Consider the following 24119-nt stretch of genomic DNA (forward strand, 5'->3'; position numbering starts at 1 on the left):
GAATCAAACCGAGCAAACCTAAAATCTCTTTACTAGGAATATAATTTAAGACAAATGCAAAAAGTAAACTTAGCAATATTAGACTAACAGAGCCTAGAAATTGTCCTAAATAGATGTTAATGATGTCTTTTCTGCTTTTTCTTTTGGCAAAAAATAACATTAGGATAATAAGTAAGTCTACGGCTGTCCCAGAATACAGGATTATTGAAGTAACAACATTTTGAATCATAAAACACCTCATTCAAATATATTTTTGAATGAATTTTAACATTAAACTTTGTAGATGTCAACTTCAGCTCCATCAAAATATAGATAAGAAGGTAGTGTACCAAACATTAAAAAGCCCTGTCATCGAAATGATAGCAGGGCTTAACTTCAATATCCAGATGATATATTTATCTAAAAAAGGTAGAGAAAAAGGTAGAGTTTGGACTGAAATATAGTGGAATGTATTGAAATCGAAAAAAAGAAAAAACGCTTAAAATCAGCGTTTTTCTTCTATATTGATTCGTATTGAATGCTTACTTAACCTCAGTAAAGGTTGTGAATGTTATTTTAGCACCCTTTAAACGCCGTTATGTCAACATTTTTAGATTGTTCTATAGAAAATGTAGTCATAAATGTAGTCATTTTGCTATGCCGTCAATTTCGCAATTTCTTTGAGGTAGATTTCAACTGCTTCTGCTTTCTTTTTCGGTGCCAATTCAGCGTAAGTGTCCATTGTCGTTTTAATCGATTTATGGCCCATTCTTGTCTGGAGTTCTTTCCAGTTCGCACCAGCATTCAGCATTAAAGAAGCATGTGTATGACGGAAAAGGTGAAAACCATAGTTTGGTAGTTCAAGCTCAGTCAAACGCTTTTTAAGCGTTGTTTTGAATTAACGCAACTAATGAGAGAGTTAACAGATATAATATAAATTCAGGAAATTAAAACAGCCGAGGGTAATCCTTTCGGCTGTTTTTGATGGGGAAACTAAAGTGTAATGCTATGCTTGCTATATGCAAATAGCTAGAGCAGTTCAAGGAGATAGACTAGAAATAGCAATTAATATGATGGTTCAGAAATACCTTTTGATAATCAATGAGATCTTCAGGATGAAGTGCGCCAACTCCATCCATTTCATATTTCCGATTTAATAAACGATATTTGTTTTCACCAAATTGATGAAAAGGTAGTAGTTGAACTTGGTCGATATTTAATGAGTTAAATAGAGTAGCGAATTCTTCTGCATCCTCTAAACTATTATTAAAATCAGGAATAACAGGGATTCTTAAAACGATAGTTTTATTGTGAGAAAAAGCATAATGAATGTTTTTAATAATCATTTGATTAAAGACCCCGGTCACTTTTTTATGTTTTATAGAATTATAATGTTTTAAGTCGGTGTAGATAAAATCTACATATTGGATTAAATCAATAAATTTTTCATGATCAACAAAGGCAGTAGTTTCAATTGCTGTATGTATGTGATGCTCTTTAGCTGATTTTAAGATAGCTTTAGCAAATTCAAACTGAGCAAATATTTCACCTCCAGATAAAGTTAAACCTCCACCGGATTCTTCGTAAAATTCTTTGTCTTTTAATACCTCTGTAATAATTTCTTCTACAGTTTTTTCTTCACCGACTAAAGTGAACTTCTCACGTTGAGCATCTTTCATTTTTTCAGGTTTCATTCTTTGAGATTCAGGATTAGAACACCATGGGCAGCACAGAGGACATCCTTTTAAAAAAACAGTTGTACGAATGCCTGGACCGTCATGAATTGAAAAGTGTTGAATATTAAAAATAATTCCTTTAGATACTTCCATAATAGTTCCTCCTCTTCATAATTCTATCGTATCACAAAAACGAAAGAAAAACAATTACGAACGAAAGTTTAATTTGTTGTTTTTTGCTATTTTTTTTGGTAGAATAAAACGGAGGTGTAAAATGAAAAGATTGGAACAAATTATTAAATTAGTATCAGAATATGAAAAGATTGATGTTAATACATTATCGGAAAAATTAAATGTATCGAAAGTAACGATTAGAAAAGATTTAGATAAATTAGAGTCAAAAGGCTTATTACACAGAGAGCATGGATATGCTGTATTAAATAGTGGAGATGATCTAAACGTACGTTTGTCAATTAATTATGAAATTAAGAGAAAAATTGTTCAAGAAGCAGTTAAATTGGTGTCAGATAATGAAACAATAATGATAGAATCTGGCTCAACCTGTGCTTTACTTGCTGAGGAAATTTGCAAGCAAAAAAGAAATGTCACTATTGTAACAAATTCATTTTTTATAGCAAATTTTGTGAGAGGTTATGATTCATGTCGTGTTATTGTTCTTGGTGGCGAGTTTCAGAAAGATTCACAGGTGACTGTAGGACCTTTATTAAAAGAAATGATACAGACTTTTCATGTGCGTCAAGCTTTTGTTGGGACAGATGGTTACGATAAAGAGATAGGCTTTACAGGAAAAGATTTAATGCGCAGTGAGGTAGTTCAATATATTTCAGCAACGTCGGATAAAGTCATTGTTCTAACTGACTCAAGTAAATTTGATAAAAGGGGTACAGTAAGAAGATTTGCTTTAAGTCAAGTCTATGAAGTAATAACAGACGAAAAACTTTCTAAACAAAATATAGCTACATTAGAAAATGCTGGGATAATGGTTAAGGTGGTTTCGTAAGAGGTTAAGTATATGAATCAAGATAGGAATAAACTGCTTTCTAAAATTGCTTATCTGTATTATATTGAAAACTTAAATCAGTCACAAATAGCAGCAAAATTAGGAATTTATAGAACCTCTATTAGTAGAATGTTAACAGAAGCAAGGAATGCAGGTATTGTTAAAATTGAAATAGAGAATTTTGATACAAATATGTTTAAGTTGGAAAATTATGTAAAAGAAAAATATAGTCTGGAAAGTTTAGAAATTATTCCAAATGAATTTGATGATACTCCAACAATTTTATCTAAAAGAGTTTCTCAAGTTGCAGCAGGTGTTCTTAGGAATCTAATTGATGATAACATGAAAATTGGCTTTTCTTGGGGGAAAAGTTTAAGTAATTTAGTAGATTTAATTCACAGCAAAAGTGTCCGAAATGTTCACTTCTATCCTCTAGCAGGTGGTCCTAGTCACATACACGCTAAATACCATGTGAATACACTGATTTATGAAATGTCTCGAAAATTTCATGGAGAGTGTACATTTATGAATGCAACGATTGTGCAAGAAAGTAAATTGTTAGCAGATGGTATTTTGCAATCAAGATATTTTGAAGATTTGAAAAATAGTTGGAAAGATTTAGATATAGCTGTGGTCGGGATTGGTGATTTTAGTAATAGAGGAAAACATCAATGGTTAGACATGCTTACAGAGGATGACTTTAAAGAATTGACAGAAGTTAAAACTGTAGGAGAAATTTGTTGTCGATTTTTTGATTCAAAAGGTAAAGAAGTCTATGAAAACTTACAGGAAAGAACGATAGCAATCTCTTTGGAAGCTATAAAAAATATTCCTAAAAGTTTAGCTGTTGCTTACGGTGATACCAAGGTATCTGCGATTCTTTCTGTTTTACGTGCTACTTTAGTAAATCATTTGATTACAGATAAAAATACAATTTTAAAAGTTTTGGAAGAAGATGGTGATTTTACTTTTCGAAATATTTGATGTGAGTGAAAATGATAGACTGATATCAGTTTATCATTTTTTATTTTTTGACACATGCACATTTGTGCTTGAATAAATAAAAGTAGTCTATATGTTGTTTTTTGATTGACAAGTTTTTCATGTAGTTGTATTCTAGAGTTGCAAAAGAAAATTTTAAAATTTCAAATGAAAAAAGCTTTTTACATAGTGAAATGAGGAGGAGTTTATGGAAATTATCGTTCCAGATCAAATTATCATGGGTTTAATTTTATATGCTGGTGATGCGAAACAACATATATATAAAGCATTAGAATATATCAAAAACGGGACATGTGAACGGTGTGAAGAAGAAATCCAGTTAGCTGATGCAGCCTTATTAGAAGCCCATAATCTACAAACAAAATTTTTAGCACAGGAAGCATCTGGTACAAAGACAGAAATTTCTGCTCTCTTTGTCCATTCACAAGATCATCTTATGACTAGTATGACGGAGATTAATTTAATCAAAGAAATTATTAGTTTAAGAAAAGAACTTCATGAAAAATAATACTAGAGTATTATCATCGTTATTAACATAGAGGAGGAAAATAGAATGGTGAAGATTGGTTTGTTTTGTGCGGCAGGATTTTCTACCGGTATGCTTGTGAATAATATGAAAATTGCAGCGCAATCTAGTGGAGTTGAAGCAGAAATAGAGGCGTTTTCTCAGTCCAAATTAGCTGATTATGCGTCAAATATAGATGTTGCACTATTGGGTCCACAAGTTGCTTATACATTAGATAAATCAAAAGAAATTTGTGATAAGTTTAATATTCCGATAGCAGTTATTCCGATGATGGACTATGGTATGTTAGATGGGAAAAAAGTATTAGATTTAGCCCTATCTTTAATTAGTGGGTAAGAAAAGGAGATTTGTTATGGCAAAGATAGATGTTCAAAAGATTATTGCACCGATGATGAAGTTTGTTAATATGCGTGGCATTATTGCTCTAAAAGATGGTATGTTAGCAATTTTGCCATTGACAGTAGTTGGTAGTTTATTCTTGATTATGGGACAATTGCCGTTTGAAGGATTAAATAAGAGTATTGCTAGTGTTTTTGGAGCTAATTGGACAGAGCCGTTTATGCAAGTATATTCAGGAACTTTTGCTATTATGGGTCTAATTTCTTGTTTTTCAATTGCCTATTCTTATGCTAAGAATAGCGGAGTAGAGGCTTTACCAGCGGGGGTTCTATCTGTATCTGCATTCTTTATTTTGCTAAGATCATCTTATATCCCTAAACAAGGTGAGGCGATTGGGGACGCTATTAGTAAAGTTTGGTTTGGAGGTCAAGGGATTATTGGTGCTATCATTATAGGTTTGGTAGTAGGAAGTATTTATACCTTCTTTATAAAGAGAAAAATTGTTATTAAGATGCCAGAACAAGTTCCACAAGCTATTGCGAAACAGTTTGAAGCAATGATTCCAGCATTTGTAATTTTCTTATTTTCTATGATTGTATATATTTTAGCGAAGTCACTGACTAATGGCGGAACATTCATAGAAATGATTTATTCTGCTATTCAAGTTCCATTGCAAGGTTTAACTGGATCGTTGTATGGTGCGATTGGAATTGCATTCTTCATATCATTTTTGTGGTGGTTTGGTGTTCATGGACAATCGGTAGTAAATGGAGTAGTGACAGCTCTGCTTTTATCTAATCTTGATGCTAATAAAGCTATGCTAGCCTCTGGTAATCTATCATTAGAAAATGGAGCACATATTGTTACTCAACAGTTTTTAGATTCATTTTTAATTCTATCTGGCTCAGGGATTACGTTTGGTCTTGTAGTTGCGATGCTTTTTGCAGCAAAATCGAAACAGTACCAAGCGTTAGGGAAAGTAGCAGCTTTTCCAGCAATATTTAACGTAAATGAGCCAGTTGTATTTGGATTTCCAATTGTTATGAATCCAGTTATGTTTATACCTTTCATTCTTGTTCCTGTACTTGCAGCTGTTATAGTATATGGAGCTATTGCAACAGGTTTTATGCAACCATTTTCAGGGGTCACATTACCTTGGAGTACCCCAGCTATTATATCTGGATTTATGGTTGGTGGATGGCAAGGAGTTATTACTCAGCTGGTGATATTAGCGATGTCTACATTGGTTTATTTCCCATTCTTTAAAGTACAGGATCGTTTAGCGTATCAGAATGAAGTTTGATAAATGTAAAAAACATTTGTGTATTATCATTAAACACACATTTGTGCTAAAAATTAGGGAGTTAAAGTTTTTCTAGTTAAAAGCTTGAAATTCTCTAAAAAATTAGGTATTATATTTTCGAAAGAAACAAAAATATTTTCGAAAGAAAGGTGCTTACGATGGTAAATACAGAAGTAGCAAGAACAACAATCAAGACAGAATATTTTGGCAGCCTTACTGAAAGGATGAACAAATATCGAGAAGATGTTTTAAATAAAAAACCTTATATTGATGCTGAGAGAGCGGTTCTAGCAACACGCGCTTATGATCGATATAAGGAACAACCTAATGTCCTAAAACGTGCATATATGCTGAAAGAAATCTTGGAAAATATGACTATCTATATTGAAGAAGAATCTATGATTGCGGGAAATCAAGCTTCTTCCAATAAAGATGCTCCTATTTTTCCAGAATATACGCTAGAATTTGTTCTCAATGAGTTGGATCTTTTTGAAAAGCGTGATGGAGATGTTTTCTATATTACAGAAGAAACAAAAGAACAACTTAGAAGTATTGCTCCGTTTTGGGAAAATAATAATTTACGTGCTAGAGCTGGTGCATTGCTACCTGAAGAAGTGTCTGTTTATATGGAAACAGGATTCTTTGGTATGGAAGGTAAGATGAATTCTGGAGATGCTCACTTAGCAGTTAATTATCAGAAACTTTTGCAATTTGGTTTAAGAGGGTTTGAAGAGCGGGCTCGTAAAGCGAAAGCAGCTCTAGATTTAACAGATCCAGCAAGTATTGATAAATATCATTTTTATGACTCTATATTTATCGTAATCGATGCTATTAAAGTATATGCAAATCGCTTTGTTGATCTTGCTAAAAGTTTAGCCGAAAATGCAAATCCTAAACGTAAGAAAGAATTACTTGAGATTGCAGATATTTGCTCTCGAGTCCCATATGAACCGGCAACTACTTTTGCAGAAGCTATTCAATCAGTCTGGTTTATTCAATGTATTTTACAAATTGAATCTAATGGTCACTCTCTTTCATACGGCCGTTTTGATCAATATATGTATCCATATATGAAGGCTGATTTAGAAAGTGGTAAAGAAACAGAAGATAGCATTGTTGAACGTCTGACAAATCTTTGGATTAAGACAATTACAATTAATAAGGTTCGCAGTCAAGCACATACATTTTCTTCAGCAGGAAGTCCTTTATATCAAAATGTTACAATTGGTGGACAGACTCGAGATAAGAAGGATGCTGTTAACCCATTATCTTATTTGGTATTAAAATCAGTTGCACAAACTCATCTACCGCAACCTAATCTAACTGTACGTTACCATTCAGGTTTAGATGCTCGTTTCATGAATGAGTGTATTGAGGTGATGAAACTTGGTTTTGGTATGCCTGCATTTAATAATGATGAGATTATTATTCCTTCTTTTATTGCAAAGGGAGTAATGGAAGATGATGCTTATGACTACAGTGCCATTGGATGTGTTGAAACGGCAGTTCCAGGAAAATGGGGATATCGTTGTACAGGTATGAGTTATATGAACTTCCCTAAGGTTCTACTTATCACGATGAATGATGGAATTGATCCGGCTTCGGGTAAACGGTTTGCACCAAGCTTTGGTCATTTTAAGGATATGAAGAACTTTTCTGAATTAGAAAATGCTTGGGATAAAACACTAAGATATTTGACACGAATGAGTGTTATTGTTGAAAATTCTATTGATTTATCATTGGAACGAGAAGTTCCTGATATTCTATGTTCAGCATTGACTGATGATTGTATTGGTCGTGGAAAACACCTTAAAGAAGGTGGAGCAGTATATGATTATATATCAGGTTTGCAAGTTGGAATTGCAAATTTGTCGGATTCATTAGCTGCAATTAAAAAGTTGGTATTTGAGGAAGAACGTATAAGCCCAAGTCAACTTTGGCATGCACTAGAAACAGATTATGCTGGAGAAGAAGGCAAGGCCATTCAAGAAATGTTGATTCATGATGCACCTAAGTACGGTAACGATGATGATTATGCTGATAAATTAGTTACTGCTGCTTATGACATTTATGTTGATGAAATTGCTAAATATCCTAATACACGTTATGGAAGAGGACCTATTGGAGGAATTCGTTATTCAGGAACCTCTTCTATCTCAGCCAACGTAGGACAGGGACGCGGAACATTAGCAACACCAGATGGTCGCAATGCAGGCACACCGCTAGCAGAGGGGTGTTCACCATCACATAATATGGATCAACACGGTCCTACATCTGTTTTAAAATCTGTTTCAAAATTACCAACAGATGAAATTGTAGGTGGGGTTCTCTTAAATCAGAAAGTAAATCCTCAAACGTTAGCCAAAGAAGAAGATAAATTAAAACTAATTGCTTTGTTACGAACATTCTTTAATCGTTTACATGGGTACCATATTCAATACAATGTTGTTTCTAGAGAGACGTTGATTGACGCTCAGAAACATCCTGAAAAACACAGAGATTTAATTGTTCGTGTTGCAGGATACTCTGCATTCTTCAATGTTCTTTCTAAGGCAACCCAAGATGATATTATAGGACGTACTGAGCATACTTTGTAAAATAAAGAGGTTCTTTTTATGGAATTTATGCTTGACACATTAAATTTAGATGAGATTAAAAAATGGTCTGAAATTTTACCGCTAGCTGGGGTAACTTCAAATCCCACTATTGCTAAAAGAGAGGGTTCGATTAATTTTTTTGAACGAATCAAAGATGTAAGAGAATTGATTGGCTCTGCACCCTCTATTCATGTTCAGGTGATTTCTCAAGATTTTGAAGGTATCTTAAAAGATGCTCATGAAATTCGGAGACAAGCAGGAGATGAAATATTTATCAAAGTACCTGTTACTTCAGCTGGATTACGTGCAATAAAGGTACTAAAAAAAGAGGGCTATCATATCACTGCAACAGCTATTTATACAGTTATTCAGGGATTATTAGCTATCGAAGCAGGAGCGGATTACCTAGCTCCATATTATAACAGGATGGAAAATCTGAACATTGATTCAAATTCTGTCATTCATCAATTAGCTATTGCTATTGGTAGACAGAACTCTCCTAGTAAGATTTTAGCCGCATCCTTTAAAAATGTAGCACAAGTAAATAATGCTTTAGCTGCAGGTGCGCATGCTGTTACAGCAGGAGCAGATGTTTTTGAATCAGCTTTCGCCATGCCATCTATCAAAAAGGCGGTTGATGATTTTTCTGACGATTGGTTTGTTATTCAAAATAGTCGTTCCATTTAGTATAGAGAGGAAATACATATGAGAATTTTCGCTAGCCCTTCTAGATATATTCAAGGGGAAAATGCCTTATTTGAAAATGCCAAATCAATATTGGATTTGGGAAATCGTCCTGTTCTATTATGCGATAAGTTGGTTTATGATATTGTTGGAAAACGATTTGAAGATTACTTACATAGGTATGGTTTCCATATTGTTCTAGCCCAGTTTAATGGTGAAGCTTCTGACAATGAAATCAATCGAGTTGTTGCCTTAGCTGAGAAAGAAAATTGTGATAGTATTATCGGGCTTGGTGGTGGAAAGACGATTGATAGTGCAAAAGCTATTGCAGATTTGATTGAAAAACCTGTTATTATTGCTCCAACAATTGCATCAACAGACGCACCTGTATCTGCTTTATCTGTTATTTATACAGATGAAGGTGCATTTGATCATTATCTATTTTATTCTAAAAATCCAGATTTAGTTTTGGTAGATACAAAAGTTATTTCACAAGCTCCTAAGCGTTTATTAGCGTCTGGTATTGCAGATGGTTTAGCAACTTGGGTTGAGGCGCGTGCAGTTATGCAGGCAAATGGAAAAACTATGTTAGGACAACAACAAACGCTGGCTGGAGTTGCAATTGCGAAGAAATGTGAAGAAACGCTGTTCGCAGATGGTTTACAGGCCATGGCGGCTTGTGAAGCTAAAGTTGTGACACAAGCATTAGAAAACATTGTTGAAGCTAATACTCTATTGAGTGGTCTAGGTTTTGAAAGTGGAGGATTGGCTGCGGCGCATGCAATTCATAATGGCTTTACTGCATTGACGGGTGACATTCATCATTTAACACATGGTGAAAAAGTAGCTTATGGAACCTTGGTACAACTTTTATTGGAAAATAGACCAAAAGAAGAACTTGATAAGTATATTGAGTTTTACAAAAAAATTGGTATGCCAACAACTCTAAAAGAAATGCATTTAGATCAAGTTGGATATGATGATTTAATAAAAGTTGGTAAACAAGCAACTATGGAGGGTGAGACAATCCATCAGATGCCGTTTAAGATTTCGCCTTCAGATGTTGCACAAGCAATTATCGCTGTAGATGCATATGTAAATTCAAGATAATATGGTCATAAACTAGTTTAATAAATATAGAAAGTTAGATTTTATATTTAAAACTATGCCTTGAGTTGATGTTATGTATAACTCAAGGCTTTTTTGTTTTGTAGCTCCTTAATCATCTTTATCTCAACCATCTTTGGTCTTTACTGATTGTAATTTCATATTTTAAAGTTAGGATACCCTATACTCAAGTTCATGTTCATGATTAAGTTCTTCATTTTTGACTACTATCTTATAACTTTAAAATGTTCTGTCACATGCAAACTCTTCTGGAAGAGGTGTCCATCAGTTTTAAATGTTATAAATAGATTTTATATCTAGTTTTTTTATTAATTTCCTTTTGTAAGGTATGTTTTACAATACTTAATACAAAATTAACTCGCCTACTGAAGATAACATTACCTCTTGTTTTATATTTCTTACGAGGCATATGTCGCTTAAGACATAGAGATTTGAATCCTTGTTATAGATAAATTCATTTTATCTTACTGTGGAAATAAATTTAATAATTTTGAATGGGATAATACTCCGTTGTAATAGTAACCATTTTTATCAATTTTAGCAACAAATGCTAACTTAGCAGAAACAACTTTATTCCTAGAATTTTCTAATTGTAATTCTTTTTCGTTGGGAATGAATCTTAATTTTTCTTCTAAGAAAAATTAAATTTTTTTCGGTATTTTTAGGCTACAGAGGTATTTATTGCTTTCATCATCACGAAAAATTCTTAAATAAAAGTCATTAAATTTGTTTTGTACAAGAAATAATTTACATTTTCCATAGTACATTACTAGGTAGTCTTTTTCTTCCATTTCCCTTAATTGTAATAATCTTCTAGGTAAATATTTTCTAATGATAGTTTTCTTTGAATCTGGATTTTCACAAGGACAATGTTCGTTAACGTTTTGAATTGAATTTTGATTTAAAAGTTTGATAGGACTTGAAGGAGCATCTTTCAGGACACGTTCTAACATACGTTCAGCTGAGGTAGGATTAATTGATTCGTAGAAAATTTGTAGTTCTTTTTTGCTTGCTACTGATAGTAAATACTCGCAGGTCTTGTCATGAGTTGATTTTGGATATGCTGACAAGAAAATCCCATTGCTATTTTCTTTTATAGCTAGTTGTACCTTGTGACAATCAGGGCAAAGCAACTTGCCTTTGTATTTTTCTCTTGTGTGAAACTTGTCTTGATAAAACTCTGTTTCTAGTTCATGGAGCTCTAGGTAATGTTTGTTGTAAAGACAACATTGGTATTTATTTGTTTCAGACATAGTAATTCCTTTCTATCTGTATATCAGTAGTATACTTATATTTATTATTGTTATTGTTGTTAATGTTGTTAATGTTACAGGAAATCCAAAGAACTAGAAGGGGACTAGTTAGTGAAAGTTAAAAACTAAAATTAAAAAAGCTCTAGCCAATATGACTAGAGCGTTTTCTATATATCCGAACATCTAATTTATTTCACAAAAAATGTAGTCAAAAATGTAGTCATTCGGTTGATTTTTATTGCAATACATTGAAATTTAAAAATTCAAGAATCGCCTAAAATCAAGGTTTTTTCGTCTCTACTGAAACGTAATGACCTATTATTTAACTTCTGTAAACACAACGTGCTTGCGAAGTTTTGGTGAGTATTTCTTCAATTGAAGACGGTCTGGAGTGTTACGTTTGTTTTTAGAAGTAAGGTACAAGCGTTCACCAGATTCTTTGTGTTCAAGTGTAATATTTACGCGCATGGTATCTCCCTTCTATTATTCAGCTGATGCAGCTTTAGCGATCTTACGTCCTTTGTAGTATCCTTTAAGTGATACGCGGTGAGAACGTGAGTAATCTCCAGTAGTTTCGTCAAAGTTTACAGATGGAGCTGTTACTTTGTAGTGTGTACGACGTTTGTTTTTCTTCGCTTTTGAAGTGCGACGTGCAGGTACTGCCATTTTGATTTCTCCTTTTAGTATGTATATTCGATTCAATCTTGTGATTTTCATCAACCATATTAGAATAACACATTTTTTTTGTAAAGTAAAGTTACTTGACAAAAAAAGATGAATTTTTTTATAGTTCACCGATGAATTGTCTGAAAATTTAAAAATTTTCTTCTGTTATTCAGGTCAAATTTGTGCTATAATGGTAAAAACTGAAATGGGAGGGACTTAAATGACAGAATTAGATAAACGTCACCGCAGTAGCATTTATGACAGCATGGTCAAATCACCGAACCGCGCTATGCTTCGTGCGACTGGAATGACAGATAAAGACTTTGAAGCACCGATTGTCGGAGTGATTTCCACTTGGGCTGAAAACACACCATGTAATATCCACTTGCATGACTTTGGGAAATTGGCTAAAGAAGGTGTCAAATCTGCTGGTGCTTGGCCTGTACAATTTGGAACCATTACTGTAGCAGACGGGATTGCCATGGGAACGCCTGGTATGCGCTTCTCTTTGACATCTCGTGACATCATCGCAGACTCAATCGAAGCTGCTATGGGTGGTCACAACGTGGATGCCTTTGTCGCTATCGGTGGCTGTGACAAAAACATGCCTGGTTCCATGATTGCCATTGCTAATATGGATATTCCAGCTATTTTCGCCTATGGGGGAACCATTGCGCCCGGAAACCTTGATGGCAAAGACATCGATTTGGTTTCTGTATTTGAAGGTATCGGAAAATGGAACCACGGTGATATGACTGCCGAGGACGTAAAACGTCTCGAGTGTAATGCCTGCCCTGGCCCTGGTGGTTGTGGTGGTATGTATACTGCCAACACTATGGCTACTGCTATCGAAGTTTTAGGTATGAGTTTGCCAGGTTCTTCTTCTCACCCAGCTGAATCTGCTGATAAGAAAGAAGACATCGAAGCAGCTGGACGTGCAGTTGTCAAAATGCTTGAACTTGGTATCAAACCTTCAGATATCTTGACTCGTGAAGCCTTTGAAGATGCCATTACAGTGACTATGGCTCTAGGTGGTTCTACCAATGCCACTCTTCACTTGCTTGCCATTGCCCATGCAGCTAATGTTGACTTATCTCTTGAGGACTTCAATACGATCCAAGAACGTGTGCCTCACTTGGCTGACTTGAAACCTTCTGGTCAGTATGTCTTCCAAGATCTTTACGAAGTTGGTGGTGTGCCTGCGGTTATGAAGTACTTGCTGGCAAATGGATTCCTTCATGGAGACCGCATCACATGTACTGGTAAGACTGTCGCTGAAAACTTGGCTGATTTTGCAGATCTTACTCCAGGCCAAAAAGTCATCATGCCACTTGAAAATCCTAAACGTGCGGATGGTCCATTGATCATCTTGAACGGTAATCTTGCTCCTGACGGTGCAGTTGCCAAGGTGTCAGGTGTGAAGGTTCGTCGTCACGTTGGACCGGCTAAGGTCTTTGACTCAGAAGAAGATGCTATCCAAGCTGTCTTGTCAGATGAAATCGTTGATGGCGATGTAGTCGTTGTTCGTTTCGTTGGACCTAAGGGTGGTCCTGGTATGCCTGAGATGCTATCACTTTCATCAATAATCGTTGGTAAAGGTCAAGGAGACAAGGTTGCCCTCCTGACAGACGGACGATTCTCTGGTGGTACTTATGGACTGGTTGTTGGACATATCGCTCCTGAAGCTCAGGATGGCGGACCAATTGCCTACCTTCGTACAGGAGATATCGTTACGGTTGACCAAGATACCAAAGAAATTTCTATGGCTGTATCTGAAGAAGAACTTGAAAAACGTAAGGCAGAAACAACCTTGCCCCCACTCTATAGCCGTGGTGTCCTTGGTAAATATGCCCACATCGTATCATCTGCTTCACGCGGAGCCGTTACAGATTTCTGGAATATGGAACAATCTGGTAAAAAATAAACTCTTATATTATTCTATAAAGGATTGACTTATTACGGTCTAATATATTCGGCACGCAAAAAGGATGAAGTTCATAAGAACTTCATCCTTTTATATTGGAATAAGCAGCAAAGTATGTCATCTACTCCGTTTTTTGCTTTTTCCACAAGTAAATGAGTACGATAAGAGAAGTTATTGAAAGCACTATTCCAGTGTTTAACCCTGGTGGGCTATAACTCCATACAATCTCGTGTTCTCCTTCCGTTAGTGATACACCCATAAAGAAACCAAGAGATTTTTGAACTTCTTGAGCTTGACCATCTACTGTTACACTCCAACCTGAATGGTATGGAATAGTGAAAGTTGCAAAGGATTGTTCACTATTTGTAACATTAACGTGTGCTTTCACCGTTGAATTTGAATAGGAATCAATGGTGATGTCATGTGCTTTTTTAAACTGTTCCAATGCATTTGTGAGTATTGGTATATCAATTGAATAGAATTTAAAACCTCGAAGATCCCATTCTTTTGCTTTTCCTTCATCAATTGTAAATTTGAGTGTTTTGTTTATGTTTCCATTTCCAATCACCCATAATTGATTTTCTTGGAATCGATTTTCATAGGGATAGCCTAAGCCATCTATCAACACTTTTGACTTAATGACTGAACCGGCTTGTTTTTCTGGAATTTCAACAAAGTACAACTTATTTGGTTCAAGAGATAATTGCCATTCAATTTTTACCGGTGTACCTTCTTGAGTAATTGTATATTTGTCACCATTTTTTGTTAAATTTTCAACATGGGCTTCTGATACACTTACTTCTTTAAGACCTGCTTTCTCAGAAATCCCCACAACTTGTAACAATTGATTTAAATTATTAACAGGTTTGTTCTTTTCAAAACTTACATTTGTTGCAAAATCCTTATTTGTCAGATAGCCTAATGAAAGAGCATATGGATTTTGATACACATAAAAGTTCTTGAGTGTCCCTTCTTTAGTATATAAACCACGAACATCTGCAAAAACCTTATTCTCATCTCCACCCATCATAAATCGAGAAAAACCAAACATAGAATCTAAAATGATATTTCGTCCTGTATAGTTTACAACTGATTGAGAGGCAGGAAGTCCTAAGTGACTAAATTCTTCAATCAATGTATGCTCTAAACTCGATGTAAAGTGAGAGGCTCCATTATAATAATAAGAAATTGGGAAGTTGGCATGGGACAATCCCTTATGCATCTCCATACGTGTAAATTGATCTAATCTACTGTAACCTTCTTCATCAAAAGCAATTGCATACTCCATTTGAGTCATCAAACTAGAATTATCAACGAAAAATGGTACTCTTTTCAGTCCAATAAATGCGCCTAATATTAATTCTACAATGACAACTCCTGTTACTATTTGTAGTCTTCGAGAGAAATCTACCTTTGTTAGAAAGAATGCACATAAAACGATACTATAAATAATAAATGCAAGAATTTTCTGTGATGTTTCTACATAAGAAAGTGTAGCAAACATTGAGAACAATAAAATTGACCCAAAACCTATAAGAGCTACCAAGAACTCATTAAAGTGAAAGCTATTTTTCCACTTCATCAGACTTTCGGAAGCTAAAACCAACATAAAGGCATTTGCAATCCAAGAATTTCTAAAATAGAAACCGACTGGACGTTGTCCCATATGCCAAATTTGATCGAAACCTTGAACATTGAAGGAAACTAGTAAGATTAACAAAATAAATGTTGCAGATAATTTACTACGAAGAGAAATTTCTTTTTTTACATAGAAAACGAACAGTCCAAAGAGGCCTAAACTTCCAATAAAAAGGTGAGGTAAGGCTTTGGGATCCCCCCACTCTTTTTCACTAAAAGAGCCTAAAATGAATTTTTGAGGAAAAGTTATAAGATCATTTACGATTTTAGAAGACCATTCAAATGTACTTCCTGCACTTGCCTTACTTTCTACCAACGCACCAAATACTGGTAGTAGCCAGAACATTGCAAGTCCCACTCCAATCATTGCAAACAAAGCAACCCTACCAATTTTCAATAGGTAGTCTTTCAAGGAAGCTTTCTTTGAAAACACAGCATAGAATGTATACAGTGCTACAAAAAGGCACATCATATATCCTGTGTAGAAATTAGTAATCAAGCTGACTGCAAGGAAAATCGGTAATTTAAACGTTCGTTTTCCTTCTACGGTTTCTTCAATCCCAAGAAGAATGAAAGGGACATAAATTAGATTATCCAAAAAGTTAGGATTGAAATGCTGAGAAACAATAAATCCACTAAGTGCATACGATGTAGATAAGCCTAATGAGAGCCAATAATTTTTGCTGATACCCTGATATTTCTTCTCAAGAAAATATCCAAACACCACTCCCATTACTCCAAAACGAATGAGTGGAATCACATAACTCAAAATATGAAAGGTCGAAATTGGAAAAATTACGTATAAAAAAGTGAAAGGACTTAAACTATTAAAGCCCCATACACTTGGCATTGCTCCTCCCAAGGATTTAGAGAAGGACCAAAACAGACCGCTAAAATCACCGCTCCAAAATAGTTTATGTAATCCGATATAAAGTGGAAAATATTGTGAAAGAAAATCCCCACTATGCACCGATTTTTGTGAAAAGGGAGTCAACCCTAAACAAAGGAAGACTCCTAACATACCCATAAATGGAACAAAGAATAGCGAACTAAATTTTAATTTCATTTTTGAAATTTTCATTATAGTCTACTCCTACTAAATTAAATCCATTTTTTATAAATCGCAAATCCATAAAGAGAGGTTGATAAGATTGAAATTAGAAAACCTGCAACAAAGCCATCTGGCAAATAAGTCATTTCAATTGTATGTTCACCTGGCGTAATTTTATATGCCAACAGGCTATCCCAAACTTTAGCAGTTTCAACTACTTTTCCATCTACTTTAACAGTCCAACCTTTTTCATATGGAATACTTGTCATCATCCAAGTACTATCATCAGTTATATTAACCGTTCCTTTAAAACTACGATTATCCCAATAAGTTAATTTTATTCCTTGTAGTTGACGTTCTTGAATGATACGATTTGCTAGAGCGCTATTAGAACGAGCTAAGCGTAATCCAGATAAATTATATTCATTATCCGAATCAATTTCAATCACTAAATCTGTTGGTTGACCAACTGAATTATGTGCAATTTGAATAAATTGCGTTTGTTGGAATTTATCTTGGAATTCATAATTTTTGCCATTTAACATGACACGAACTTTATTTTTATCTGTATGAGATAATTTTTGCGGAATTGCTACCCAATAATCCTCAGCAGATTGAGGTACTAAATGATAGGTTATTGTGCCTGGCCTTGAAGAATCGATACGCTTATAGGTTTCCGGCTTAGACGGATCTACAACTTCCATATTATCCAGTTTCATATCATTTGCTCCGAGTACAGCTAAATAATTTTCGCTCGTTGCACCCATAGCTTGTACAATCTTATTTTGATTTTGAATCGGTTGATGATTCTCTAATTTTACATTCACCGTTTCATCATTAACACCGTAAGCAATTGGCAAAATCAAACCTGTCTCAAATGTCTTTGTTCTAGCAGCTTCATAAACAGGGGCTTTTGTCGTAATATCTTTACGCGTTACCATGTTTCCGAATACATACAGCTTGGATGTATCAGGATAGTCCTCTTTAAGCACCGGTTTTGGAGTCACTAGATATTTTACCGAGAAGAGAGCATCTTGGAACGGAGTTCCTTGATAGTAGGTCGTTGCGTTAATTCCGTTGTTTCCTAAACGGTCAAATAAATCACGCGTACTATTTTCCAAGTTGGAACTGAAGACCGATAACCCTGGATAGTCCACCATAAATGGATCATTCTTACTTAAATTAAATGATTTATTAATTCTGTAAAAATCACTGTGGTCAGGTCTAATTGGATTAATCGCTTCCTTTAATTGTAAAACAGCATCGTGATACTTATAGGCGTCTGTATACCCAACTCTTGATTGAACAAGTGCTGCATTAGCTGTTAACTCAACCACAGTCAAAGCAGCTATAATCATCCAAGTTCTTTTTACTTTTGGATAGAATAATGTTGCAAGTAAAATTGCAAAAATCAAAATCGTAGCGAGACGTTGCCAAACTGTTAAGAAAGAATGTTGTTGTAACTGTACAATAGAAAAAATAACTGCGCCGCTAATCAGTAGGAAGCTAGCTTCTCTCTTAGTAAATTTTTCCACTTCTCGTAGACTTAGATAAGCCAAATAAACTAGGAAGAAAGCAATAATCCATGAGAAACGATAGAAAAATCCAGCAGGATTTTGTCCCATATGCCACAACTTACTTGTGAATTCATGAGCACAAGAAATCAAAAATACGACGAGAACAAAGCTCGCTGCAATTTTACTCCATTTTGAAATCTTACTCGAAATAAAGTAATAAAGTGTTCCTAGTAAACCAAAGCTAGCCACATATATATTCGGCAAGTTAGGTCCAGCTGGCCAAGAAGTATTATCAAAAGCCCCTAAAAAGAGTTTTGCTAATATCTCAAACGGATTGATTTGTAACTTAAAGTCAAATCTCAAGGAACTTTGTAAGCCCCCTTTTGTTGATACTAAACTAATAAGAATTGGGAGTAATACAGCTGATACTATTCCAACGGCTAGTATAGATGCAGCAGCTAATTTCCCTATTCTTGTTAGAATGACCTTTTTATCTCTGAAGTTCTCTGAACGTATAATGTAGAACAAAGCATAAATAACTACAAAAATGCAGGTCATATAACCCATGTAAAATTGTACAAAGAGAGATAAGGCAAGCATGCCAATATAGCCTCTTGGAGACTTATTATCTAGTACTTGTTCAACCCCAATTAAAACTAATGGAAGCATGATCATTCCATCATAGAAAATTGGGTTCATTTGATAACTAACGTTAAACCCATTTAATGCGTAGATAGTAGCGACAATTGGAACCAAGTAGGCTTTGTTCTTTAATCCATCATAACGTTTAACCAAGAAATGTGCCATGGTTAATCCCATCGCCCCATAACGTAAGGCAATAACGATTGGAACCACCCATTGGAAATTTTCTTCAGGAAATAGTAGGAACAGGAAGTTAAATGGACTCAACAGGTTGAAGCCCCAAATCCCTAACATCCCACCTCCAATGGATTTAGAGAAAGAATAAAAGAAACTACTCCAATCTCCATTTAAAAATAAATGTTTGAAATAGGCATATAAGCCAATATACTGAGCATTAAAGTCAACTGCCATGAGTGACTTTGTCCCGAAAGGAAAGAAGCCATCAATAGCCCAAGCCACAATCATGATGGCCATAGGTGCAATAAAACTTGCTAGATAGACTTTTTTCTTAGTCGTCATTTTGCTCTCCTTTCACGGTTATGTTCGTTTGATCGATAAGATAATGTGGACGTTTCTTCACTTCGTAATAAATCTTACCGATGTATTCTCCTAATACCCCGATGGAAATCAATTGAATTCCACCGAAGAGAACCACTGAGAAGATTGTAGTAAAGTATCCACTCACGAGTGAATTCGGTTCTACAAGGTATTGGATAAAGGTCCAAAGTACATAAACTAATGAAATTAGTAAGCAGAATAAACCAAAATTAATACACATACGAAGAGGTTTATCGTTGAATGATAAAATCCCTTGAATCGCATAGTTCAATGAGAACTTCAATGAGTATTTTGTTTCACCGACTGTACGTACTTGGTTTTCATATTCGATAACTTTTTCATTAAAGCCGATCCAGGCAAAAATTCCCTTAGAAAAACGATTGTATTCTTGCATAGATATAATGGCGTTTACAACTTTACGGCTAAACAATCGGAATTCAGAGACCCCGTCCATCAGCTCGATATCCATCATTTTATTAGCAAGTTTATAAAAATGTTTGGCTAAAAACGTACGGTGAGGTTTTTCGCCTGTACGTGTACGACGAGCACTTACGACATCGTATCCTTGCTCATAAGCTTCAATCATTTGTGGAAGCATAGCTGGTGGATGCTGCAAATCTCCATCCATTAGAATAACTGCTTCTCCTGTTGCGTATTCAAGTCCTGCAATAGTTCCAGCTTCTTTCCCGAAATTTCGACTGAAGCTGATATATTTAACACGTGAATCGCCAGCTGCGATAGCTAACATACGTTCAAAAGTACGGTCCTTACTTCCGTCATTAATAAAAATAATTTCAAACTCCGCTTTTGTAATTTGATTGATTTCTTTAACCAATTCATCATACATTTTCTGAATCATATTCTCTTCGTTATAAAACGGAATTACTACAGATAATTTCATATCTATCCTACCTTATTCTTTTTATTATAATCACTTCTACTATAATAACATTTTTTTGAAGAAAGTGGCTACTCTTAACAAAAATTTTTGTTTATTGTATAAAACAAATAAACAAAAAGGAAAATACTGATTAGTATTTTCAACACAATTTATTGTTCTTTCTTTATCTTTCTATAATCCTTAACGCGGAGGTAACCCTAAGGCTATACGGCCATAGCGACTAATGCGTGTAATCTTCCATGCTGGAGACCAGGTAACCTCAACCTTGACATCCTCAATTCCATCAATTTGTTTCAAGCCTGCCACAATCTCGATTGGCAGACTTTCTGCACAGTCACAGGCAGTATCTGTGAAGGTCATGACAACTGTACAAAGGCCAGTATCATCTAAATGAATCTCATAAATCAATCCAAGATTGTATACATCTAACTCTACATCTGTATCATAAACTTTTTCGAGTACTTCAATGATTTGATCTTCCAATTCTAGAGCACGGTTATTGATTTTGATGTCTTCTCTCATTGCATTCCCTCCATTTTTAGACTGCACCTATTTTCTCATAATTCTGACAATTTGGCAAGTTTTTCCCAATTCTATTTAAAGCAAAAAGTAGAGATTATATCTCTACTTTTTAGTGTTTATTTTGATTTGACAGGTTTATCTGCAAGAGCTTTAACGGCAGCATTAATGGTTTCTGAGTAAAGTTTAGCTCCTTCATCCTGCTTGGTAGTATCACTACCGAAGTGAACCCGGTCTGTTCCCTTCCAAATATCTGGATGATCTTTGGCTACCTGGTTCCAATCTGCAAGTGCAATATATGGATATTTTTGTGCTAATTCACGCGCATAGTTTGCGTACTGTTCTACATAAGGTTGCGTTTCCTGCGTTGTATCCCCCTCATATGGAGTTACTAAGACAAGCTGATGCCCCTTCGGTAGATTTGTTACCAGCAAATCTAAATCAGCCTTATAATTCTCAGGATTATTAACACCTGTCGCAATGACTACAATTTTAGGCAAGGCTTTATTCTGACTGTAATTCAGCATCAATTCATTTGCCTGCTTGGTATTTCGACTAACCTGACCATCAATCTGTGCATCTGGTAAGACTTCCTTCAGTCCATCTGAAGCACGCAAGGTTACCGAATCTCCTATGATGGACACGCCATCAGCTATGTTGTAGCGACTAGCTTCTGCTTGTTCTGCCATCGTTTTTGTTCGAGTGATATTGGTTTGAGCCTGATTGAGACCATTAACCATCAAATCCGTTTCGAATGCACCTACTTGAGGAGCTATCAGTATCACGACAAGGGTAATCAGACCAAGTACTCCTGCACTACCAGCAAAGATTGGTTTGATGTGCGGAATTTCTTTTGCCTTTTGCAAGAGTTCAGTAGATTTTCCTGCGATCAACGGTTCGATGATATAGAAAGAAAGGGTTGCAAAGAGATAAGAAAAGATGGTCGTGAAAATTACTGCTAGCAGGTTGCCCATCAATTGAGAAAAGATAATATAAAACGGCCAGTGGAATAGATAAACAGCATAGCTAGTATCTGCTAAGAAGCTAATCACCTTTGGTTCTTCGATTGTCGGTGTTTTATCATGCAAGACGCGTGCTGCAACAATCATCAGAAGCGCAGCTAAACTTGCCAACAAGAAGCCGAATAAATAGGCAAAGAGATAGGTGAATTTCACAAAGAAGGTCAGTAATAGCAAGACTCCGAGCCCAGCTCCAAAGACTAGCAAAGTCTGCTTCAAATCCAAGCTTCTATTCAAACGTTTAAGAAGTGGCGTTGCATGACGAACTCCTATTACGGTAGCAAGCACACTACCTAAGAAGAATGGATAAACATGAGTCAAACTTGAGAAGTATACTGTTGAATAAGAACTTACAATAAAGCTACCGATAAACATCGAAAGGAAACTAATGATAAAGGCAGCTGATGAAAGTAGAAAGATTGTTCCTCGTAGTTGTCCGCCTGATTTTGCTCGCTTAGATAGGAACCAGACTGCCAAACCCCACAAGATATAATAATGAACTTCGACAGCTAAGCTCCAGTTGTGAACAAAGAGGTGAGGGATAAACTGAGATTCATAACTTCCTCCTGTCAACATTTCATAGAAGTTAGTCATAAATCCTAGAACACCGGCAATCTGACCACCAATTCCTGCCACATAATCTTGGCGAACCAAGAAGGTAAATGGCATGATGACAAGAATCATTAAAACGACCGGTGGAAAAATCCGATAGAAACGTCTTCTAAAAAATCCTAAGATATCAATCTTCCCTTTTTGTCCAAATTCTTCTAATAAAAGTGACGTAATCAGAAAACCTGAGAAGGTAAAGAAGACGTCAACTCCGAAGAAACCTCCTGGGAAAGTCGTTTGAAAGAAATGATACAAGAGTACCAAAAGCAAACCTGTAATCCTAATCAAGGAAAACCATTTAATACGCATACGAGTTTATTCTCCCTTTCGTTATACACTTTATTCTATCAAAAAAAGAAGAAAAATCCTACGAGAAAACGTAGGATTTTTAGCTTCCATAAATTCCATTTTAGAAATTGCGCCCTGACTTGTTATAACCATATTTTTCAACAAAATGTTCACGAAATTCCAAGAGATTATCATCCATAATAGCCTGACGAACCTGCTTCATCAGATTGAGCAAGAAGTAGAGATTATGGTAACTTGTTAAGCGAATACCGAAAGTTTCATCAGCCTTGAGCAGGTGACGAAGATAAGCGCGTGTATAGTTCTTACATGTGTAGCAATCGCACTCAGGATCCAGTGGCGTAAAGTCCTCAGCAAACTGGGCATTCTTGACAACCAAACGCCCTTGGCTGGTCATACAGGTGCCATTACGAGCGATACGAGTCGGCAAGACACAGTCAAACATATCGACACCACGGATGACACCATCAATCAAGCTATCTGGCGCTCCTACTCCCATCAAGTAACGAGGTTTGTTTTCAGGAAGGAGTTGAGTGGTGAAATCCAAAACAGCATTCATCTCTTCGTGGGTTTCTCCTACTGCCAAGCCCCCAATAGAATATCCTGGGAAGTCCATACTTACAAGGTCATGAGCTGACTGACGGCGAAGATCTTCAAATCCTGCACCCTGTACAATCCCAAATAAGCCTTGGTCATGCGGACGACGATGAGCCTTCAAACCACGCTCAGCCCAACGACTAGTACGCTCGATGGATTTCTTAACGTAATCATAGGGTTGGTAAAACTGAGGACATTCGTCAAAGGACATCATGATGTCTGAGCCCAGATTATTCTGAATAGAGATAGCTTTTTCTGGCGATAGGAACATCTTGGAACCATTGAGATGGTTTTTAAAGGTTACCCCTTCTTCTGTGATATTTCGACTATCTGCTAGGGAATAAACTTGAAAACCACCACTATCCGTCAAGATTGGCTGGTCCCAATTCATGAACTTGTGGAGACCACCTGCGCGTGCGATGAGTTCATCTCCAGGGCGAAGCCAGAGATGATAAGTATTAGATAGGATAATTCCTGAACCCATCACCTTCAATTCTTCTGGCGACTGAGTCTTGACCGTTGCCTGAGTCCCTACCGGCATAAACATAGGTGTTGGGAAGGTTCCATGGGATGTGATAATCTCACCCAAACGAGCTCCTGTGTGTTTTTCTTTTTTTATTAATCGATATTTGATTGGCGAATCTGACATTTTTTACCTCCGAAG

21 protein-coding genes and 1 pseudogene are annotated in these 24119 nt (G+C 35.7%); 10 read left to right on the top strand and 12 right to left on the bottom strand.

Annotated features, from left to right (window positions below; translation table 11 throughout):
- Positions 1 to 229 (bottom strand): cadmium resistance transporter (locus NGI26_RS05455; RefSeq protein WP_353505222.1); only part of this gene is annotated, 229 nt, incomplete at its 3' end.
- Positions 230 to 257: 28 nt separating this feature from the next.
- On the opposite strand from NGI26_RS05455, the gene NGI26_RS05460 reads away from it, so the two are divergent.
- Positions 258 to 443 (top strand): FanG protein, encoded by a 186-nt coding sequence (locus tag NGI26_RS05460; protein ID WP_251937255.1) that lies wholly within the window; start codon positions 258 to 260, stop codon positions 441 to 443.
- Positions 444 to 634: 191 nt separating this feature from the next.
- Here NGI26_RS05460 and NGI26_RS05465 read toward each other — a convergent pair.
- Both NGI26_RS05465 and NGI26_RS05470 read right to left on the bottom strand, forming a co-directional pair.
- Positions 635 to 874: pseudogene (locus NGI26_RS05465) on the bottom strand (tyrosine-type recombinase/integrase); the annotation flags it as partial.
- A gap of 157 nt (positions 875 to 1031) precedes the next feature.
- Positions 1032 to 1808 (bottom strand): glycyl-radical enzyme activating protein, encoded by a 777-nt coding sequence (locus NGI26_RS05470; RefSeq protein WP_251937258.1) that lies wholly within the window; start codon positions 1806 to 1808, stop codon positions 1032 to 1034.
- A 121-nt stretch (positions 1809 to 1929) separates the two neighbouring features.
- On the opposite strand from NGI26_RS05470, the gene NGI26_RS05475 reads away from it, so the two are divergent.
- From NGI26_RS05475 to NGI26_RS05510, 8 genes are all read left to right on the top strand, one after another.
- The gene (locus tag NGI26_RS05475) at positions 1930 to 2676 is read left to right on the top strand and encodes a DeoR/GlpR family DNA-binding transcription regulator (protein ID WP_251937261.1); all 747 of its coding nucleotides are present in this window, start codon (positions 1930 to 1932) and stop codon (positions 2674 to 2676) included.
- A gap of 12 nt (positions 2677 to 2688) precedes the next feature.
- Positions 2689 to 3660, top strand: coding sequence for a sugar-binding transcriptional regulator (locus NGI26_RS05480; RefSeq protein ID WP_251937263.1), 972 nt, complete (start codon positions 2689 to 2691; stop codon positions 3658 to 3660).
- Positions 3661 to 3865: 205 nt separating this feature from the next.
- Positions 3866 to 4186, top strand: coding sequence for a PTS lactose/cellobiose transporter subunit IIA (locus NGI26_RS05485; protein WP_251937266.1), 321 nt, complete (start codon positions 3866 to 3868; stop codon positions 4184 to 4186).
- Positions 4187 to 4231: 45 nt separating this feature from the next.
- Positions 4232 to 4540, top strand: a complete 309-nt coding sequence (locus NGI26_RS05490) for a PTS sugar transporter subunit IIB (RefSeq protein WP_251937269.1) — start codon at positions 4232 to 4234, stop codon at positions 4538 to 4540.
- 16 nt (positions 4541 to 4556) lie between these two features.
- Positions 4557 to 5846 (top strand): PTS sugar transporter subunit IIC, encoded by a 1290-nt coding sequence (locus NGI26_RS05495; protein ID WP_251937272.1) that lies wholly within the window; start codon positions 4557 to 4559, stop codon positions 5844 to 5846.
- Positions 5847 to 6004: 158 nt separating this feature from the next.
- Positions 6005 to 8443: a glycyl radical protein gene (locus NGI26_RS05500; RefSeq protein ID WP_251937276.1), complete on the top strand. Its 2439-nt coding sequence runs from the start codon at positions 6005 to 6007 to the stop codon at positions 8441 to 8443.
- 18 nt (positions 8444 to 8461) lie between these two features.
- Complete coding sequence (locus NGI26_RS05505; protein ID WP_251937279.1) at positions 8462 to 9130, top strand: fructose-6-phosphate aldolase; 669 nt, start codon at positions 8462 to 8464, stop codon at positions 9128 to 9130.
- Positions 9131 to 9148: 18 nt separating this feature from the next.
- A complete protein-coding gene (locus NGI26_RS05510) occupies positions 9149 to 10237 on the top strand; it encodes a glycerol dehydrogenase (protein ID WP_251937282.1) in 1089 nt (362 codons plus the stop codon).
- 659 nt (positions 10238 to 10896) lie between these two features.
- On the opposite strand, the gene NGI26_RS05515 is transcribed toward NGI26_RS05510, so the two are convergent.
- The 3 genes from NGI26_RS05515 to rpmF all read right to left on the bottom strand — a co-directional run bounded on the left by NGI26_RS05515 (position 10897) and on the right by rpmF (position 12174).
- Positions 10897 to 11508: a hypothetical protein gene (locus tag NGI26_RS05515; RefSeq protein ID WP_251937285.1), complete on the bottom strand. Its 612-nt coding sequence runs from the start codon at positions 11506 to 11508 to the stop codon at positions 10897 to 10899.
- 318 nt (positions 11509 to 11826) lie between these two features.
- Entirely contained in the window at positions 11827 to 11976 is a 150-nt protein-coding gene (rpmG, locus tag NGI26_RS05520; RefSeq protein ID WP_001265622.1) for a 50S ribosomal protein L33, read from the bottom strand.
- Positions 11977 to 11991: 15 nt separating this feature from the next.
- Complete coding sequence (gene rpmF, locus NGI26_RS05525; RefSeq protein ID WP_000290417.1) at positions 11992 to 12174, bottom strand: 50S ribosomal protein L32; 183 nt, start codon at positions 12172 to 12174, stop codon at positions 11992 to 11994.
- 220 nt (positions 12175 to 12394) lie between these two features.
- On the opposite strand from rpmF, the gene ilvD reads away from it, so the two are divergent.
- On the top strand, positions 12395 to 14098 hold the full coding sequence (ilvD, locus tag NGI26_RS05530; protein WP_251937288.1) for a dihydroxy-acid dehydratase: 1704 nt from the start codon (positions 12395 to 12397) through the stop codon (positions 14096 to 14098).
- A 121-nt stretch (positions 14099 to 14219) separates the two neighbouring features.
- On the opposite strand, the gene NGI26_RS05535 is transcribed toward ilvD, so the two are convergent.
- The 6 genes from NGI26_RS05535 to tgt all read right to left on the bottom strand — a co-directional run bounded on the left by NGI26_RS05535 (position 14220) and on the right by tgt (position 24104).
- The gene (locus NGI26_RS05535; protein WP_251937293.1) at positions 14220 to 16817 is read right to left on the bottom strand and encodes a YfhO family protein; all 2598 of its coding nucleotides are present in this window, start codon (positions 16815 to 16817) and stop codon (positions 14220 to 14222) included.
- 20 nt (positions 16818 to 16837) lie between these two features.
- Positions 16838 to 19465 (bottom strand): YfhO family protein, encoded by a 2628-nt coding sequence (locus NGI26_RS05540; RefSeq protein WP_251937297.1) that lies wholly within the window; start codon positions 19463 to 19465, stop codon positions 16838 to 16840.
- A complete protein-coding gene (pgfS, locus tag NGI26_RS05545; protein ID WP_251937300.1) occupies positions 19455 to 20405 on the bottom strand; it encodes a glycosyltransferase PgfS in 951 nt (316 codons plus the stop codon). Before pgfS ends, NGI26_RS05540 begins: the two co-directional genes overlap by 11 nt.
- 180 nt (positions 20406 to 20585) lie before the next feature.
- Positions 20586 to 20927 (bottom strand): metal-sulfur cluster assembly factor, encoded by a 342-nt coding sequence (locus NGI26_RS05550; RefSeq protein WP_251937303.1) that lies wholly within the window; start codon positions 20925 to 20927, stop codon positions 20586 to 20588.
- Positions 20928 to 21043: 116 nt separating this feature from the next.
- Complete coding sequence (locus NGI26_RS05555) at positions 21044 to 22861, bottom strand: acyltransferase family protein (protein WP_251937305.1); 1818 nt, start codon at positions 22859 to 22861, stop codon at positions 21044 to 21046.
- Positions 22862 to 22961: 100 nt separating this feature from the next.
- A complete protein-coding gene (tgt, locus tag NGI26_RS05560) occupies positions 22962 to 24104 on the bottom strand; it encodes a tRNA guanosine(34) transglycosylase Tgt (protein WP_251937308.1) in 1143 nt (380 codons plus the stop codon).
- Positions 24105 to 24119 lie beyond the last annotated feature (15 nt).

It is taken from the genome of Streptococcus sp. Marseille-Q0941 (genome assembly GCF_943736975.1).
GTDB lineage: Bacteria > Bacillota > Bacilli > Lactobacillales > Streptococcaceae > Streptococcus.

What these genes read in the sequence shown, in the direction of transcription:
- ilvD (WP_251937288.1), top strand. Translation starts at nt 12,395, where the DNA reads ATGACAGAATTAGATAAACGTCACCGCAGTAGCATTTATGACAGCATG.
- NGI26_RS05550 (WP_251937303.1), bottom strand. Translation starts at nt 20,927, where the DNA reads ATGAGAGAAGACATCAAAATCAATAACCGTGCTCTAGAATTGGAAGAT.
- NGI26_RS05490 (WP_251937269.1), top strand. Translation starts at nt 4,232, where the DNA reads ATGGTGAAGATTGGTTTGTTTTGTGCGGCAGGATTTTCTACCGGTATG.
- NGI26_RS05460 (WP_251937255.1), top strand. Translation starts at nt 258, where the DNA reads ATGAATTTTAACATTAAACTTTGTAGATGTCAACTTCAGCTCCATCAA.
- NGI26_RS05505 (WP_251937279.1), top strand. Translation starts at nt 8,462, where the DNA reads ATGGAATTTATGCTTGACACATTAAATTTAGATGAGATTAAAAAATGG.
- NGI26_RS05470 (WP_251937258.1), bottom strand. Translation starts at nt 1,808, where the DNA reads ATGGAAGTATCTAAAGGAATTATTTTTAATATTCAACACTTTTCAATT.
- rpmG (WP_001265622.1), bottom strand. Translation starts at nt 11,976, where the DNA reads ATGCGCGTAAATATTACACTTGAACACAAAGAATCTGGTGAACGCTTG.
- tgt (WP_251937308.1), bottom strand. Translation starts at nt 24,104, where the DNA reads ATGTCAGATTCGCCAATCAAATATCGATTAATAAAAAAAGAAAAACAC.
- NGI26_RS05495 (WP_251937272.1), top strand. Translation starts at nt 4,557, where the DNA reads ATGGCAAAGATAGATGTTCAAAAGATTATTGCACCGATGATGAAGTTT.
- NGI26_RS05480 (WP_251937263.1), top strand. Translation starts at nt 2,689, where the DNA reads ATGAATCAAGATAGGAATAAACTGCTTTCTAAAATTGCTTATCTGTAT.
- pgfS (WP_251937300.1), bottom strand. Translation starts at nt 20,405, where the DNA reads ATGAAATTATCTGTAGTAATTCCGTTTTATAACGAAGAGAATATGATT.
- NGI26_RS05515 (WP_251937285.1), bottom strand. Translation starts at nt 11,508, where the DNA reads ATGTCTGAAACAAATAAATACCAATGTTGTCTTTACAACAAACATTAC.
- NGI26_RS05540 (WP_251937297.1), bottom strand. Translation starts at nt 19,465, where the DNA reads ATGACGACTAAGAAAAAAGTCTATCTAGCAAGTTTTATTGCACCTATG.
- NGI26_RS05475 (WP_251937261.1), top strand. Translation starts at nt 1,930, where the DNA reads ATGAAAAGATTGGAACAAATTATTAAATTAGTATCAGAATATGAAAAG.
- NGI26_RS05485 (WP_251937266.1), top strand. Translation starts at nt 3,866, where the DNA reads ATGGAAATTATCGTTCCAGATCAAATTATCATGGGTTTAATTTTATAT.
- NGI26_RS05555 (WP_251937305.1), bottom strand. Translation starts at nt 22,861, where the DNA reads ATGCGTATTAAATGGTTTTCCTTGATTAGGATTACAGGTTTGCTTTTG.
- rpmF (WP_000290417.1), bottom strand. Translation starts at nt 12,174, where the DNA reads ATGGCAGTACCTGCACGTCGCACTTCAAAAGCGAAGAAAAACAAACGT.
- NGI26_RS05500 (WP_251937276.1), top strand. Translation starts at nt 6,005, where the DNA reads ATGGTAAATACAGAAGTAGCAAGAACAACAATCAAGACAGAATATTTT.
- NGI26_RS05535 (WP_251937293.1), bottom strand. Translation starts at nt 16,817, where the DNA reads ATGAAAATTTCAAAAATGAAATTAAAATTTAGTTCGCTATTCTTTGTT.
- NGI26_RS05510 (WP_251937282.1), top strand. Translation starts at nt 9,149, where the DNA reads ATGAGAATTTTCGCTAGCCCTTCTAGATATATTCAAGGGGAAAATGCC.